Source organism: Kitasatospora sp. NPDC004272, assembly GCF_053603035.1.
In genome coordinates, this window is sequence record NZ_JBSGET010000035.1 from 1 (window position 1) to 15,858 (window position 15,858).

9 protein-coding genes and 2 pseudogenes are annotated in these 15,858 nt (G+C 72.6%); 6 read left to right on the forward strand and 5 right to left on the reverse strand.

What is annotated here, in order from left to right; translation table 11 throughout:
* Positions 1-97: 97 nt before the first annotated feature.
* A pseudogene (locus ACWEO5_RS13625) lies at positions 98-829 on the reverse strand (glycoside hydrolase family 27 protein); the annotation flags it as partial.
* A gap of 1,178 nt (positions 830-2,007) precedes the next feature.
* Here ACWEO5_RS13625 and ACWEO5_RS13630 point away from each other — a divergent pair.
* The 3 genes from ACWEO5_RS13630 to ACWEO5_RS13640 all read left to right on the forward strand — a co-directional run bounded on the left by ACWEO5_RS13630 (position 2,008) and on the right by ACWEO5_RS13640 (position 4,499).
* On the forward strand, positions 2,008-2,244 hold the full coding sequence (locus ACWEO5_RS13630) for a hypothetical protein (protein ID WP_452162573.1): 237 nt from the start codon (positions 2,008-2,010) through the stop codon (positions 2,242-2,244).
* 286 nt (positions 2,245-2,530) lie between these two features.
* Entirely contained in the window at positions 2,531-3,364 is an 834-nt protein-coding gene (locus ACWEO5_RS13635; RefSeq protein WP_452162574.1) for a PP2C family protein-serine/threonine phosphatase, read from the forward strand.
* A 139-nt stretch (positions 3,365-3,503) separates the two neighbouring features.
* Positions 3,504-4,499, forward strand: a complete 996-nt coding sequence (locus ACWEO5_RS13640; protein WP_452162617.1) for an MASE1 domain-containing protein — start codon at positions 3,504-3,506, stop codon at positions 4,497-4,499.
* Positions 4,500-5,393: 894 nt separating this feature from the next.
* Here ACWEO5_RS13640 and ACWEO5_RS13645 read toward each other — a convergent pair.
* From ACWEO5_RS13645 to ACWEO5_RS13660, 4 genes and pseudogenes are all read right to left on the reverse strand, one after another.
* The gene (locus ACWEO5_RS13645) at positions 5,394-5,972 is read right to left on the reverse strand and encodes a TetR/AcrR family transcriptional regulator (protein ID WP_452162575.1); all 579 of its coding nucleotides are present in this window, start codon (positions 5,970-5,972) and stop codon (positions 5,394-5,396) included.
* Between the two features lie 114 nt (positions 5,973-6,086).
* Positions 6,087-6,404: pseudogene (locus ACWEO5_RS13650) on the reverse strand (alpha/beta fold hydrolase); the annotation flags it as partial.
* A gap of 207 nt (positions 6,405-6,611) precedes the next feature.
* Positions 6,612-7,511: an SDR family NAD(P)-dependent oxidoreductase gene (locus tag ACWEO5_RS13655; protein WP_452162576.1), complete on the reverse strand. Its 900-nt coding sequence runs from the start codon at positions 7,509-7,511 to the stop codon at positions 6,612-6,614.
* 173 nt (positions 7,512-7,684) lie between these two features.
* Complete coding sequence (locus tag ACWEO5_RS13660; RefSeq protein WP_452162577.1) at positions 7,685-11,731, reverse strand: DUF7927 domain-containing protein; 4,047 nt, start codon at positions 11,729-11,731, stop codon at positions 7,685-7,687.
* 1,109 nt (positions 11,732-12,840) lie between these two features.
* Here ACWEO5_RS13660 and ACWEO5_RS13665 point away from each other — a divergent pair.
* From ACWEO5_RS13665 to ACWEO5_RS13675, 3 genes are read left to right on the forward strand one after another with little or no spacing between them, the layout of a single operon-like run.
* Positions 12,841-14,082 carry a cation:proton antiporter gene (locus ACWEO5_RS13665; protein WP_452162578.1) on the forward strand — a complete coding sequence of 414 codons (1,242 nt, stop codon included), beginning with the start codon at positions 12,841-12,843 and terminating at the stop codon, positions 14,080-14,082.
* Positions 14,069-14,542: a CBS domain-containing protein gene (locus ACWEO5_RS13670; RefSeq protein ID WP_452162579.1), complete on the forward strand. Its 474-nt coding sequence runs from the start codon at positions 14,069-14,071 to the stop codon at positions 14,540-14,542. Before ACWEO5_RS13665 ends, ACWEO5_RS13670 begins: the two co-directional genes overlap by 14 nt.
* On the forward strand, positions 14,539-15,837 hold the full coding sequence (locus tag ACWEO5_RS13675) for an SLC13 family permease (RefSeq protein WP_452162580.1): 1,299 nt from the start codon (positions 14,539-14,541) through the stop codon (positions 15,835-15,837). The genes ACWEO5_RS13670 and ACWEO5_RS13675 overlap by 4 nt, the downstream gene beginning before the upstream one ends.
* Positions 15,838-15,858: the final 21 nt, after the last annotated feature.

Genomic DNA, 15,858 nt, shown 5'->3' on the forward strand with positions numbered 1-15,858 from the left:
GGAGCATGATGCCAGCACGGCTGTCCCGCCGCACCACATTTCGGTTTCCGTAACAGCCGCCAGGTCTGCGAGGGCAGTTGCGGGACAGCCCTTAGGGGGCCAGCTGCACGTTGCCGTGGAAGATCGACAGCATGCTGGAGTAGCTGGCGTTGATGTCGCCGGTGGTGCGCCAGCTGTTGCCGGTGCCCGCGCCCCAGGTCCACACGTTGTCCTCGCCCCAGTTGCACAGGCTGAACAGGATGGGCCGTCCCGTCGCGGCCAGCGCGTCGCGCATCGTGGCGTAGCGGGTCTGGGCGGGCGCCTTGGTGCCGTTGGGGCAGGAGTTCAGCGCGCAGCCCGGCCCGGCGTAGCAGTTGTCGTACTTCAGGTAGTCCACGCCCCAGGCGGCGAAGGACTGGGCGTCGGCGCTCTCGTGCCCGAGGCTGCCGGGGAAGCCGGCGCAGGTCTGCAGTCCGGCGTCCTCGTAGATGCCCAGCTTCAGGCCCAGCGAGTGGACGTAGTCGGCGGTGCCCTTGATCCCGTCCGGGAACTTGGCCGGGTCGGGGACGAGGCGTCCGTCGGCGCCCCGGGAGTGGGTCATCCAGCAGTCGTCGATGTTGACGTACGTGTACCCGGCGCTCTGCATGCCGTTGTTGTGCATGGCCAGCGCCGTGGTCTTGATCAGCGACTCGGAGACGTTGCAGCCGTAGGCGTTCCAGTCGTTGAAGCCCATCTGCGGGGTGGCGGCCAGGCCGTTGCCCAGGGCCGCGGCGGGCGTGGCGGCGGCGGGCGTGGCGGCGCCCGGGGTGAGCAGCGGGATCGCCAGCGCCAGGAGCAGGGCCGGGAGCAGGTGCGCGAGTGCCCTGCGCGGGCGGGATCGCGCCGCTCGCCGTAAGACGTGTCGGTTCGGGTGGAGCACGGGGTCGCCTCCTGGCGTGGGTGGTGGGACGCGCACGACCCGCGGGTACGCGCGCCGGGAGCGTGGTGGGGTCCGTCGCCCTGCGGGCACGGCGGACGCGTTCCGGTGGAGGAATTCGGCACCCCGCGGACGGGATTCCTCCGGGGATTTCCCGACGCACCGCAGGGCGGCGTGGTCCGCCGCACCAGAATTCACCGGGCGGCCCGCCGGAAAGGCCCGGGAATGCGCCCGGGAGCCGAATTCCGGACCGGCCGCTGCCCCGATCGGGTTTCGGCCGGAAGTCCGGTCGCCCGCTTCCTGCCGTCATTCGACGGCGGGGATCGCGTGAAAGTTTCCGCCACCGCCGCCCGCACTCCGCAGGTGGGCGCGCTTCTCCTGCGGCCCCCGGCGGTCGACCCCTGGCCGCGCGGCAGCTCCGACAATTATTGTTAGCGCTAACAATTTATGTGGGAAGATCACCCTTTCCGAATGTCCTGGGCGGTGGCGGTTAAGAGCGTCCAGCACCCCGCACCCCGTGTCAACCCTTCTCGCAAAAACACCGCCACCGGAAGTCACCGCACCCCGCACGATTCCCGCGCGGGATTTCACCGCGCCGAATCTCGGGAAGTCGCGCACCGCCCTGGCCGGGTGACTCCGGGCGGCGGCGGAGGTCGTCGAGGGAGGGGCAGGAGTACAGCCGCCCGATCACCCGCTTCCCCACGGAGGAGCTGCCACCCAGCCAGACCGGCGGAACACCCTGGCACCCCTGCCGACCTGCGGCGAGGACGACCAGGACTCACGGCCTTCCCGGGAGTGCGCGCGACCCGAGAGCCCGCACACGGCGGTGGCACCACCTGGGCGGCCGTGCGACCCGCCGGAAGATCGTCCGCTCGACCCGCTGCGCCTGCCGGGACCGTCCCCGGCCTGTCGGGTTCCAGACGGTGCGGCGCTTGTCCGAAAGATGATCGTCCGGTTGATCGGACCGCCCTTGAGCTGCGTCTTCACCGGGGCTCCTTATCGCTTCCAGTCGAAATTGGTCTCGACCATTGCCTCGTCTTCGCTTTCGGGACATGCTCCTCGACGAAACGCGGGAGATCAGGATCCTGCGCTCGCCACCGAGAAGGAGACCCATGTCGCTTCGCAAGATGTTCTCCGCCGTTGCCGTGGCCGGCGTCGTGGCCGGCAGTGCCTTGATCGCGGCCCCGGGCGCCCAGGCGGCCACCTACACCTACATCGGCGTGTACCCGACCGCTGCCGCCTGCAATGCGGCCGGCCAGGCGTACGTGGCCAGCCAGCAGGCCGTCGTCTACTTCTGTGACACCACCACCCCGACCGGCCCGGCACGGCTCTCCGTGGTTCTGCGCTGAACCACGGAGCCCGCGCGGGCCGCCCCACAGGCGGCGGCCCGCGCCGGTGCCCTGCGGTAGGAGCGGGCGGGCACGCACGGTCACCGAAGGGGCGGCAGCCCTGGGACCTCCCGAACGCCCGTCATGCCCTCGCGGCCCGCACCACCTCGCCGTCCCGCGCCCCGGGGCACCTGCGGCCCAGCGGCGGCCGCGGGGGCGGGTCCGATCGGGTGAAGGGACAATGGATGCACGCGGTGGCAGGACAGCCGCCCGCCGCCCGTCCGCCGAGGCCGTGCTGGAGCCGCCCGTGAGCCGTCGCCGTCCCCCGTCGCACCCCGCCGGCGCGCACGAACTGCTGGGCACGCTCGGTGAGCTCACCGCCCGGGCGTTGGAGCACGCCGAGCGGCAGCGGGCCCGCGTCGAACTCGCCATGGCGCTGCAGCGCGATCTGCTCCCGGCCGCGCTGCCGAGCCTGCCCGGGCTGCGGACCGCCGCCCGGTACGCGCCCGCGCGCCACGGCCTGGACATCGGCGGCGACTGGTACGACGGCTTCCGGCTGCCGGACGGGACGCTCGGGCTGACCATCGGCGACGTGCAGGGCCACGACGTCGAGGCGGCCGTGTTCATGGGCCAGGTCCGGATCGGCCTGCGGGCGCTGGCCACTGCGGCGAGCGACCCCGGTGAGGTGCTGGCCCGGACCAACGAACTGCTGCTGTCCCTGCCCGACGGCCTCTTCGCCACCTGCTGTTTCCTGCGCTTCGACCCCGCCACCCACGAACTGTCCGTCGCCCGGGCCGGCCACGTCCCGGCGATCTGGGCCACCGCCGACGGCCGCTCCGGGATCGAGGACACCGAGAACACCGACGAGGTGGGGCTGCCGCTCGGCATCGAACCCGGCGAGGTGTACCCGGTGACGCGGCGGCGCCTGTCGGGAACGGAAGCGGTCGTCCTGGTGACCGACGGCGTGGTGGAAGGGCCCGCGTTCTCGCTCGACACCGGGCTGGAGCACGTCCTGCGGCAGGTGCGCGCGGGGGTGGGCGCCGAGCCCGGGGAGCTGGCCGGCCGGGTGCTGGAGGTCGCCGACCTCACCGGTCACCAGGACGACGCCGCCGTCCTGGTGCTCTGCCACGACGGACCGTGACGGCGCCCGGCAGCGGTGGGTGACCGCGGCGGATCCGACCGTCCCGGCCGCCTCCCGGCCGCCTCCCGGCCGCCTCCCGGGCGTGTCACGGGCGTGTCACGCCCGGGGCCGGCCGGCGGCGTGCGATGAGATGGCTGCTGTGCTGCGCAACGCGAAGGCCGGAGAGACCGCGGTGGCCGGCTTGTCCATCCTCGGCGTCGCGCTCGTGTACTGGGCGGGGGGCCGGCTGGGCCTGCTGACGCAGGTCGTCGTGGGCGGCGTCCACGTCACCCCGCTGTGGCCGCCGACCGGCGTCGCCGTGGCCGGCCTGCTGCTGCTCGGCCTGCGCGTGTGGCCCGGGATCGCACTCGGCACCCTGCTGGTCATCGCGGGGTTCGGAGCGATCACCCCCGCCTCCTTCGGCATCGCGGCGGGCAACACGCTCGCCCCGGTGGTGGCCGTCCTGCTGCTGGCCCGGGTGGGTTTCCGGGTCGAGCTCGACCGGCTGCGGGACGGTGTGGCGCTGGTCTTCCTGGGGGCGCTCGCCTCCACGCTGGTCAGTGCGACCGCCGCCTGCCTGCTCCTGGTGTCCGAGGGCGCGCTGGCCCCGCACCAGTTCTGGCCCGCCTGGACGGCGTGGTGGACGGGTGACGCGATGGGCGTGCTGGTGATCACCCCCCTGCTGCTGGCGGTGCGCGCGGCCCGGATGCCCCGCGACGTACCGCTGCGCCGCTGGGCGGAGGCCCTCGGCCTGCTGGCGGTCACCGTCGTCACCGTGCTCGCGGCGACCCGCAGCCCGCTCTCCCTGCTCTTCCTGGTCCTGCCGGTGGTGATGTGGGCGGCGCTGCGCTTCCAGTTGCTCGGCGCCGCGCCGTGCGTCCTGGTGGTGTCCGTCTTCGCCGTTCCCGCCGCCGTCGATCGCGTCGGCCCGTTCGCCGACCACGGCCTGCTCGCCGTGATGGTCCAGTTGCAGGCCCTCAACGGCGTCGCCGCCCTGACCGGACTGCTGCTCGCCGCCGTCACCACCGAACGCGAGAACACCCTCGACACCATCGAGCAGGCGTGCGTCGCCCTCGCCGAAGTGGTGAACCGCCTCGCCCCGGGCGAGGCCGACGGCCCCTGGCCGCCACCCGCCGACCGTCGGCGCTCCGACTGACGGACGACCGCCGGGAGGGCACTGCCGGCCTGGGGGTCGGTGGTGTCGCCGTGGGCGACCCGGCCGGTGGTGGTGACCTCGGCGGCGGGGTCGGCGCCGCGGTGGCGGCAGTGCGTGAAGCTGCCGGGGTCCGCCGGGGCGAGGTCCCGAGCGGACGGCGGTCTGCGGGGAGCCCCTGGTGCTGGTGGCAGCGCAGGCCCTCCTGTCGCACCCGGTTCTTGCAGAGCCTTCCGTCCTTCTTCACGGCACGGCACCTGTTGACCATGGACAGAGACTGTCGGCCCCGCCACCTTCCGGTAACACGGCGGTTCCGCTACGGGATCGATCCGGACAGCCCACCGGCTCGCCGACGTCCTGCGCGAGCGCTGGTGGACCAGGACGGTCACGCCCGGCCGGGCCACGCACTTCCTCGTCGGCAACATCGCCGCCCGCCCGAGGACGTTCATGCTCCTCGGCCTGTTCAACCCCACGATCGCCGCCCTCACCGCCCCGCCAGGACGCGCTCTTCCGAACCCGTCCTCGGAGCCCTGACCAGGGTCGTCAGTCGTGTGTTCAGCCACGCCGCGCGGTCCGGTAGGCGCTCGATGCCGGTCGCCCCAGCCGGGCAGCCGGGTGCGCCGCGACGTTCCATGACCTCGTACGGCGGGCCGACCGGATGATCTTCCGCGCCAGCACACCGGCCGGCGGACAAGAAGAAGCAGCCGCAACGAAGGCGAGGGCCCTGCTCATCGGCAACGACCGCCGAGCAGCAGCCAGCCGTCGCGGCTGGGCGCGATCACTCCTGCGCCGATCAAGGTGGAGAACCTTCCGATCAGGTGACGGCGTGACCTGGGGCCGGACCGGTGTGGCGGGTGGGGGCGCGCCGGCCCACCCGCGGTGAGACTCCCCGTGGTCTTACGGGACCGAAGGGATGCGCATGCCTTCGAGCAGGGTGGCGAGATAGCGCCGTGCGGTGTCGACCCGGTCGGCGGGAGTGCCTCCGTGGACGTTCACGGCGTGGGCGATGCCGCACATGAGCGGGACCAGGTCGGTGGCGGCGAGGTCGCAGCGGACCGCTCCGGCCTCGCGGGCGCGGTCGAGGAGCGCGGTGCCGGTCGAGGTGAGCGAACTTTTCAGCTCCGTGGTGCGGGGCAGTGCGTCGGAGGAGGAGGCGGCGACCGGGGCCAGGGCGGCGTCGGTCACCTGCGCTTCGACGATGCGGGCCAGGAAGTCCTCCAACGCCCGCCTCGGGTCGGCCTCGGTCCGTGCCTGTCGGCCGTGTGCGGCCAGGGCTTCCAGGCAGGGAGCGGCGACGGTCTCCAAGAGCGCCTCGGGGGTGGCGAAGTGCCGGTAGACGGTGGCGACGCCAACGCCCGCCCGGCGTGCGACGTCGTTGAGCTGCAGGGCGGTGCCCTGGTCGACCAGGTCGCGGGCGACGGCGACGATCCTTTCCCAGTTGCGGGCGGCGTCCTTGCGCAGCTGCGGCGTCGTCATGGGTCGGCAGTCCAGGTCGCTTGTCCGGAAGTTCGGAATTCGATCATATGCGAGGCCTCGATTCGGGCGGCCGGGGCCGGGTCGGGCGGGCCCGGGCCGCGCCCGACCCGCACGTCAGGACCGGTTCTGCCGGCGGAGGAAACTCGCCATGGTCTCCAGCCACTGGTTCGGCTTCTCCAGGAAGGGCAGGTGGCCGGTGGCCAGTTCGGTGGTTCGTGCGCCGGGGACGGCGGCGGCCGGCTCGCGCCGGAGAGCGGCCGGGATCAGCGCGTCGCCGCCGGTCACCACGACGAGGGCGGGGGTGGTGATCGCGGCGAGGTCCGCGCGGACGTCGACGCGGCGGGCGACTGTCCGGAGCCGGGGTAGTCGACGCCGACGACGGTGTGCTCGGCGGCGAGCCCTTCGAGGATCGGCCCGAAATTGGCCTCGACGCCGCCGGCGGCGCCGTGGGCGAGCAGGCGGCCGGGTCCGGAGCCGCGGACGGTTCGGGTGGCAGTGGGCGGGGCGCTGACGGGCATGGTCGGTCTCCTCACGTGACGAGTCGTCGGAAGCGGGTGGAGGTCGTGAAGTGCGGTTCGGCGCGCTCCCCGCTGCGAAGAGCGAACCCGTCCCGGCTCCGGTCCGTGTCGGTGGTGCCGCTCAGGCTCCGGCGGGTGCCGACAGGGGGGCGTGGGCTTCGCTGAGCCGGCGCACGGCCTGGGCGAGTCGGTGGTCGGTCGCGGCGCGGAACGGGGCGACCGGCCGGGCCTGGGGGCCGATGACGACGGCGGACCGGCCACTCAGCGCCCCGTCGGTGGCGGCGACGATGGAGGGCCTGGCCGCCACCGACGCCGGACCGGACGTGGAGCTCTCGAACCGGCGCCGCACGAGCGGCCACAGCAGCCTCAGCGCAGGGGAGACGATCTTCGGGTCGGTCAGGGTGCCGGCGGTCATGTCGGTCGCCGCACCTCCGGGATCGGCCGCGAAGACCGAGACGCCCGTACCCTCCAGCCGAGCGGCCAGGTCCAGGGTGTAGGCCAAGTTGGCCAGCTTGGCGCGTCCGTACCAGTGGAAGCCGTAGTAGCGGCCGGACGGCTCGACGGCGTCGAACTCCCGTTTGGCGACTGCGACCGCGCCCGAGGTCACGTTCACGATCCGGCTGGGAGCACCGATCGTCAGCGTGGGGAGCAGCAGTTCCGTCAGGAGGTAGGGCGAGAGGTGGTTGACGACGAACGAGGCCTCGACACCGCCCAGGTCCTGGCGGCGCGGGAACATCGCGCCGACGTTGTTGACCAGCACCGTCAGCGGTTCGCCGGAGGCGGCGTGGTCGGAGGTGAGCGTGTCGGCGAGTGTGCGTACCTGGTCGAGCGAGGCGAGGTCGGCGGCCAGGAACCGGGCGAGTCGCGTGGGGTTCGCGGCCTGGATCCGCTGGACCGCCCCGGCTCCCCGTCCGGCGTCGCGTCCGATCACGGTGACCGCGAATCCCGCGGCTGCCAGCCCCAGCGCGGTCTCCAGGCCGATGCCACCGGTTCCGCCCGTGACCACGGCTGTCTTCGTCATGAACTCCTCCATCAGAAAGGAAAACGGATAACTAATCCGCTTAATGGGGACAGTAGCACGGATGCGGATGGACTATCCACTTCGCGGTCCGGGGCATTGGCGGTCGGAAAAGGGGGGAGCCCCCGCGCGGGATCGCGTGGGGGCTCCGGGTGGCGCCGGTGGGAGGGGTCAGGTCACCGGCGGCTCCGGCGGTGCCGTGCGGTGGTGAGGAGGAAGCCGGCCGCGAGGGTGAGGGCGGCGGCCATGCCCGCGTACCAGACCAGGGCGTCGGTGCCGGTGTCGGGCAGCGGGGCCGGTCCCGGGGTCGGGGTCGGGCTGGGGCTGGGGGCCGGGTTCGGGACGGTCTTGTCGTGGGTGGAGCAGGACGGGTCGGTGGAGCCGGGCGCGCAGGTGGAGTCGGCCGGGCCGACGGCGGTGTTGGCGAGTTCCCGGTCGCCGGTGTCGGGGTTGTTCACGGTCACCGAGTAGGTGATCGTGGCGCTCTGTCCGGCCGCCACGTCACCGGTCCAGGACAGGACCGGGGCCGCGTAGGAGACGGTGCCGGAGGTGGCCTTCGCGTCGCCGTCGTACGTGGCGTCGTCGAGGTCGCCGCTGAGGTCGTCGGTGACGCTCGCGCCGGGGTAGTCGGCCTTGCCGGTGTTGGCCACCGTCACCGTGTAGGTGACCTGGTCGCCGTCCTTGACCGGATCCTTCGCGTCCGAGGTCTTGGTGATCTTCAGATCCGCGATGCCGTCGGCGGTGGTGCAGCCAGGGGCGCTGCGCAGCGGCGGGCAGGTGGAGTTGTTGGGGCCGGTGACGGTGTTGGTCAGCTGGTGGTCGCCGGTGTCGGGGTTGTCGACGGTGACCGAGTAGGTGATCGTCACGGTCTGTCCGGCCGGGACGGCGCCGGTCCAGAGCAGTTCGGGCTGCTGGTAGCGGACGGTGCCGGAGGTGGCCTTGGCGTCGCCGTTGTAGGCGGCGTCGTCGAGGTCGCCGCCGAGGTTGTCGGTGGCGAAGGCGGCCGGGTAGTCGGCGGTGCCGTCGTTGGTGACCTCGACGGTGTAGGTGACGGTGTCGCCGGGCTTGACCGGGTTCTTGGCGTCGGAGGTCTTGACGATGGCCAGGTCGGCGATGTCGTCGTTGGTGGAGCAGGCCGGATCGGTGGATCCGGCCTGGCAGTTGGAGCCGCCGGGGGCGACGACGGTGTTGGCGAGCTCCTTGTCGCCGGCGTCGGGCTTGTTGACCCGCACCGAGTAGGTGAGCGTGATCGTCTCGCCGGGTGCCACGTCGCCCGTCCAGGTGAGCACGGGTGCCGCGTACACGGCGCTGCCGACGGCGGTGCCGTTGGCGTTGACGGCCTTGGCGTCGTTGTCGTACGCGGCGTCGTCCAGGTCGCGGCTGAGGTCGTCGGTGAGGACGGCGGCCGGGTAGACGGCCTTGCCGGGGTTGGTGACGGTCACGGTGTAGGTGACCTTGGCCCCGGGCCGGACGGGGGCGCGACGGCTGTCGGAGGCCTTGGTGACCTGGAGCGCGGCGATCCGGTCGCGGGTGGTGCAGCGCGGGTCCTTGCCTCCGGGCGGGCAGTTGGAGTCGGCCGGGCCGGTGACGGCGTTGGCCAGCTCGTAGTCGCCGGTGTCGGGGTTGCCGACGGTGACCGAGTAGGTGATGGTCACCGCGCCGCCCGCGGGCACGTCGCCGTTCCAGCTCAGCACCGGCGCCGCGTAGTTGACGGTGCCGGAGCTGGCCTTGGCGTCGTTGTCGTAGGTGGCGTCGTCGAGGTCCTTGCCGAGGTCGTCGGTGATCGACGCGCCGGGGTAGGGGGCGGTGCCGGTGTTGGTGACGGTGACGGTGTAGGTGATCTTGTCGCCCGCCTTGACGGGGTTCTTCGCGTCGGAGGTCTTGGCGATCGTCAGCTGGGCGATGTTCCCGGCGGTGGAGCAGAGCGGGTCGGTCGATCCGGGCGGGCAGTTGGAGTCGGGCGGGCCGACGACCGCGTTGGTGACCTGCTTGTCGCCCCTGGCGGGCTTGTCGACGGTGACCGAGTAGGTGATGGTCACCGAGCCGCCCGCGGGCACGACGCCGTTCCAGGACAGCACGGGGGCGGCGTAGGAGACGGTGCCGGAGCCGGCCTTCGCGTCGTTGTCGTAGGTGGCGTCGTCGAGGTCCTTGCTCAAGTCGTCGGTGATCGAGGCGCCGGTGTACGGGGCGGTGCCGGGGTTGGTCAGGACGACGGTGTAGGTGATCTTGTCGCCGGGCTTGACCGGGGTCTTCGCGTCCGAGGACTTGGCGATCTTCAGTTCGGCGATCGGCACGGTGCTGGAGCAGGCCCGGTCGGTGGAGCCCGCGGCGCAGTTGGAGTCGGCCGGGCCGACGACCGCGTTGGCGAGCTGGTGGTCGCCGGTGTCGGGCTGCTTGACGGTCACCGAGTAGGTGATGGTCACGCTCTGGCTCGCGGCCAGGTCGCCGTTCCAGGTGATGGCGGGCGAGGCGAACACGGCCGTCCCCGAGGAGGCGGTGACGTCGTTGTCGTAGTCGGCGTCGTCCAGCACCTTCGTCAGGTCGTCGCTGACGCTCACGCCGGTGCGGGGGGCGCCGACCAGGTTGGTGACGGTGACGGTGTAGGTGACCTTCTGGCCGGGCTTGGCCGTGACGGCGTCGGCGGTCTTGGTGACCTTCAGGCCGGTCACGTCCTCGTGGGTGGTGCAGCCCGCGTCGGCGCCGGTGGTGCAGTTCGAGTAGCCGTTGCCGGTGACGCTGTTGTCGAGCTTCCCGTCGCCGCCGTCGGGGTCGTTGACGGTCACCGAGTAGGTGATGGTGGCGATCTGACCGGCGGCCAGGGTGCCCGACCAACTCAGCTTCGGCGCTGCGTAGGCGACGGTGCCCGCGCTGGCCTTCGCGTCGCCGTCGTACGTCGCGTCGTCGACCACCTCGCTCAGGTCGTCGACGGCGGTGGCGTCCACCGGCACCCGGCCGGTGTTCTCGACCGTCACGGTGTAGGCGACCTTGTCGCCCGGGTGGACGGTGCTGCCGGAGGCGGGGGAGGCGGTCTTGGTGATCGTGTACTGCGGGACGGCGAACTCCACCGTGGCGCACTCGGGGGCCAGCAGGCCGACCAGGTCGGCGGTGTTGGCCGCGCAGTTCTGGTAGGTGGCGGCGGTGGCGGAGGTGACGTCCACGCTCAGCGTGCAGGAGGCCTGACCGGCCGTCAGGTCGCCGGCCAGCTTCACCGAGGTGCCCCCGGCGTCGGCGGTGACCTTGCCGTTGGTGCAGGTGGTGGCGGTGTTCGGGGTGGGCGCCACGGTCAGGCCGGCGGGCAGGTTGTCGGTGAACGACCAGCCGTCCTTCTCCAGCAGGTCCGAGGTGTTGGTGATGGTGAACGTCAGCGTGGACGTCCCGCCGACCGGGGCGGGCGAGGGGCTGAAGGACTTGTCGATCTGCGGGGTGACGTCCAGGATCCGCATGTTGTCGAACGCCGCGTCGTTGCCCGCGCCGGTGTTGGCGCTGTTGCGCAGGATGATCCCGAACTCGCTGCCGGTGAACAGGTACGGCTTGTTCGCCGTCGCCTGGACCACGTTGATCGGGGCCTTCGCGTCCGGGTAGGTGTACTCCTTGGCGCCCGGGTCGGTGCACGGGTTGAGCGGCACCGTGTTCAGCGCGATCTCGGTGCCGCCGGTGGTCAGGAAGAAGTTCTGCTGCGGGTCCGCGTACGCGCCGTCGTAGCAGACCGCACCGGAGGAGACGGAGGCGGTCAGGTAGTGGTTGGCACCGGTGACGGGAATGGTCCCGTTGGTCTGCAACTGGACGTCGGTGGGCGTGTAGGTGCCGTCCTCGGTCCACGCCGCGACGCTGTGGTTCTGCGTCGGGACGGCGCTGCCGCTGTACTCGCCGATCGCGGTGGCCACGTCCGCCAGGGTGTTCCAGAACTCGTCGGTCTTGCACTCCGCCGGGACGGGCCCCCGCTCGGCGTAGTCCATCACCCAGCCGTTGCAGAACGCCAGCCAGGACGGCGACGCCGTGTACGTCATGCCCGAGGCGCCGGTGTAGGCGGGCAGCCGGATCGGCGCCAGGCCCGCCATGCCGTTCTCGAAGTCCTCGTCGTACACCACCACCGGCGCCGCCGGAACCCCCGCCACCCGGTGCGCACCGGACCCGGCCGCTGCGGCCTTCGCCACCTGCCCGCCGTGGCCCGCCGCCGCGACGGGGGTCACGCCCAGCGTGCTCAGCGCCAGGCCGAGCGTCACCGCCAGCGCCGACTCCCAGCGTGTCCGTACCCGACCGCCTACCGGTTTCAACCGAAGCATCCGGCGCCTCTCCCTCATGACTGACAGATCGTCAGTAGGAACTTTCGCGCCGACTCCCGCCCGTTCCGGGCCCAGCGGATCTGACACGCGAGAACCGCCCCCGATTGGCCGCGACCGCGTCCACAGGTCCGCCTGCGGTGACGCGTCCCGGATCGCGCCGGCAGCTCGCAGCCCGGAAGGTGTGCACTTTCGGGCCGCGCCCGGGGGCGCGCGAGTGCGGCGGTGCGCCGCTCGGGCGCGCACGCGTCACCTCAGCAGCCACGGTGGGCACCACGATGCACACCCGTCCCGACTCCCTTGGACGCGCGGCCGGGACGCGCACACGATGGAAAGCCTCCCAGGGCCCGGCTCGTGCGGCCCTGTTGTCGGAGCCCCGGGCGCCCGCTGTTCCAGCCGTCCAACCCGCCGCTCCCCCCCGGACGACCCCTCGGCCGCTCCCCCTCCCGTAGCTCGGCCGCCGCGCCCCTACGACGCGGCCGATCGGAGAACCCTCATGCTCCGCCAACCTCTCCGCGCCCCGCTCGCCCGTCCCGCCGCCCTACTGATCGCCGCCGTCCTGGCCGTCTTCGGCCTCGCCGGCGTCGCTCGGCCACCAACGCCGTGCAAACGGCGAGCGCGGCGACGAACTCGGCGGTTCTGCGGGGGTTCACGAGGTCCCCCGGCAGGTTCGGTTCTGATGGGTGGTGAGGTGCTCCAGGCCGTGGCGGTGCAGGGCGGCCGGCAGGCGCCGGAGCGGGTCACCGGGCACCGGCCGGGCGGCAGTGGCGCAACGGCCATGGGGCGGCGGCGTGGTGAGGGGGCATCGGGTCTCCGGGCATGAGGGGGTCCCCGTGCCGACCAGGCTTCCCGGCTCACCTGGCGGTGGTCGTGGCCCGTGCCGGGCACCGTGGCGAGGGGCCGTGCGGGCGGCCGCCGAGCCGTGGTGGCCGCAAAGGGTCTGTCAAGGAGCCGTAAGAGTCGTATAAAGTCACTCGCGGTGTGCCGGGAAGCCTGGTCGGCGAGCAAGGGGACAGCCCTCTTGTTCCTCAGCCGATCCGGGGGTTCCCTTCGTGGTGCTCGTCGTCGTGTTCGGGGCCGCGCTGCTCGTCGCGGTCCTGCTGTCGGGCCTGGCCGCCCGCACCGTGCTCTCCACCTCGCTGCTGTTCCTCGCCGCCGGCGCCCTGGCCGGTGACGGCCTCCTCGGCCTGATCCACATCACCCCGGACAGCCCGGTCGTCTCGGCGACGGCGGACCTGGCGCTGTTCGCGGTGCTGTTCACCGACGGCATGCACGTCGCCTTCCCCGCCCTGCGCGCCGCCTGGCGCAACCCCGCCCGGGCGCTGGGCCTGGGGATGCCGCTGGCCTTCGTCGGCATGGCGCTGGTGGCGCACCTGCTGGTCGGGCTGGACTGGACGACGTCGTTCCTGGTGGGTGCGGTCCTCGCGCCGACCGATCCGGTGTTCGCCTCCGCGATCGTGGGCCGCAAGGAAGTCCCGGCCCGGCTGCGGCAGTTGCTGAACGTCGAGTCCGGGCTGAACGACGGACTGGCGTTGCCGGTGGTGCTGGTGCTGATCACCGCGGCCGGACCCACTTCGCCCCACTTCGAGGCGTCGCTGCCCACCACCGGCCTGGAACTCGTCGGCGGCCTCGCCCTCGGCGTCGTCCTGCCGCTGGTGGTCAACGCCCTGGTGCGGGTGCCCGGCCTGGGCGCGGAGGCCAAACTGCAGCCGCTGCTGCCGCTGGCCTGCGGCGTGGTCCTGTACGCGGCCTGCCACCTCACCCACGCCAACCCCTACCTGGCCGCGTTCTCCGCCGGAGCCGTCCTCGCCTCCACCGCGCCCGAATCGAAGACGGCGTTCGAGCCGCTCGGCGAAGCGCTCGCCGAACTCGCGAAGTTCGCCGCGCTGCTGGTCTTCGGCGCGCTGCTGACCCCCGATCTGTTCAGCGGCCTGTCCTGGGGCGGGTACGCGGCCGTGGCACTGGCGATCGTGCTGATCCGCCCGGCCTCGCTGCTGCTCTCCCTGATCCGCTCCCGCATCGACCGGCGCGAGCAGCTGGTGGCGGCCTGGTTCGGCCCGAAGGGCTTCGCCTCCGTCGTCTACGGGCTGCTCGTGCTGCAGGCCGGAATCCCGCAGGGCGAGCGGGCGTACACCCTGATCGCGGTGTGCATCGCCGCCTCGATCGTCGTGCACTCCAGCACCGACGTTCCCATCGCCCGACTCTTCCACGTCGACCAACCCGAGCCCGGAGCCGTCCCGCTCCCGGCACGACCCCGCACCCTCACCCCGGAGGCGCCCGATGCGCGCGCGTGACCTCGCCGAACCCTTCCCCACCGTCGGCCTCGACGACCAGGCCCTGGACGCCGCCCGGCTGCTGGCCGAGCACCGCCTCCCCGGTGTGCTGGTCGTCGACGGCCCCGGCACGCCCCGCGCCGTCCTCCCGGCGTCCCAGCTCGTGCGCCTGCTCGTGCCCGGCTACGTCATCGAGGACCCCTCGCTCGCCGCCGTGATCGACGAGGCGCACGCCGACCGGCTCTGCGAGGAGCTGACCGGCGTGCGGGTGCGCGAGTGCCTGCCCAAGGACGCGCCCCCGCCACCGGTCGCCGACGCCGAGGACACCGCGGTGGAGGTCGCCGCGCTGATGGCCCGCACCCGCAGCCCGCTGGTCGCCGTCGTGGAGCGGCCCCCCGGCAGCCGAGCAGCCGCCGGGGGGCGGCTGCTCGGCGTCATCACCGCCTCGAACCTGCTGCACCGACTCCTGGGGGACGCGTGAACGACTGGCACGCCTGGGCGGCCCTGGCGGTCTTCGCCGCCGCCTACGTCCTGATCATCACCGAGTGGGTCCACCGCGTCGCCGCGGCGCTCGGCGGCGCCGCCGCGATGCTCGCCCTCGGCGCCACCGACGACGAGGCCGCGTTCTTCTCCACCGACTCCGGCATCGACTGGAACGTCATCTTCCTGCTGATGGGCATGATGATGATCGTCGGCGTCCTCAAGCGCACCGGCCTGTTCGAGTACCTGGCCATCTGGTCCGTCAAACGCGCCCGCGCCGAACCCTTCCGCGTGATGGCGATGCTGGTGGTCATCACCGCCGCCGCCTCCGCACTGCTCGACAACGTCACCACCGTGCTGCTCGTCGCCCCGGTCACCCTGCTGGTGTGCGAGCGCCTGGGCCTGAAGGCCGCGCCGTTCCTGATCGCCGAGGTCTTCGCGTCCAACATCGGCGGCACCGCCACCCTGGTCGGCGACCCGCCCAACATCATCATCGCCAGCCGCGGCGGCCTGACCTTCAACGACTTCCTCGTCCACCTCGCCCCGCTCGCGATCGTCCTGACCGCCGTCCTGCTGGCGATGTGCCGCTTCCTCTTCCGCGCGCACTTCACCCACGACGAGCAGCGCGCCGCCGAGGTGATGGCCCTGAACGAGCGCGAGGCGATCCGCGACCGCCGCCTGCTCGCCCAGGGCCTCGCCGTCCTGGCCCTGGTCATCGCCGGGTTCGTCCTGCACCCCGTCGTCCACTACGCCCCGTCCGTGGTCGCCCTGCTCGGCGCCGGAATCCTCGTCGCGGTCTCCAAGGCCGAGGTCAAGGACGTCCTCGCCGAGGTCGAGTGGCCCACCCTCGCGTTCTTCGCCGGCCTGTTCGTCATGGTCGGCGCCCTCATCGAGACCGGCGTCATCGAAACCGTCTCCAAGGCCCTCGCCGACGCCACCGGCGGCAGCCCGCTCGGCGCCGTCATGCTCCTGCTCGTCGCCTCCGCCGTCCTGTCCGGCGTTGTCGACAACATCCCCTACGTGGCCACCATGGCCCCCATCACCGCCGACCTCGCCCACACCGTCGGCCAGCCCTACGGCCACGTCCTGTGGTGGGCCCTCGCCCTGGGCGCCGACCTCGGCGGCAACGCCACCGCCATCGGCGCCTCCGCCAACGTCGTCGTCCTCGGCATCGCCGAACGCAACCGCCAACCCATCAGCTTCTGGACCTTCACCCGCTACGGCATCCCCGTCACCGCCGCCACCATCGCCGTCTCCGCCCTCTACCTCTGGCTGCGCCACTTCGCCCTCGCCTGAACACCTCCGGCCCACCGGTGT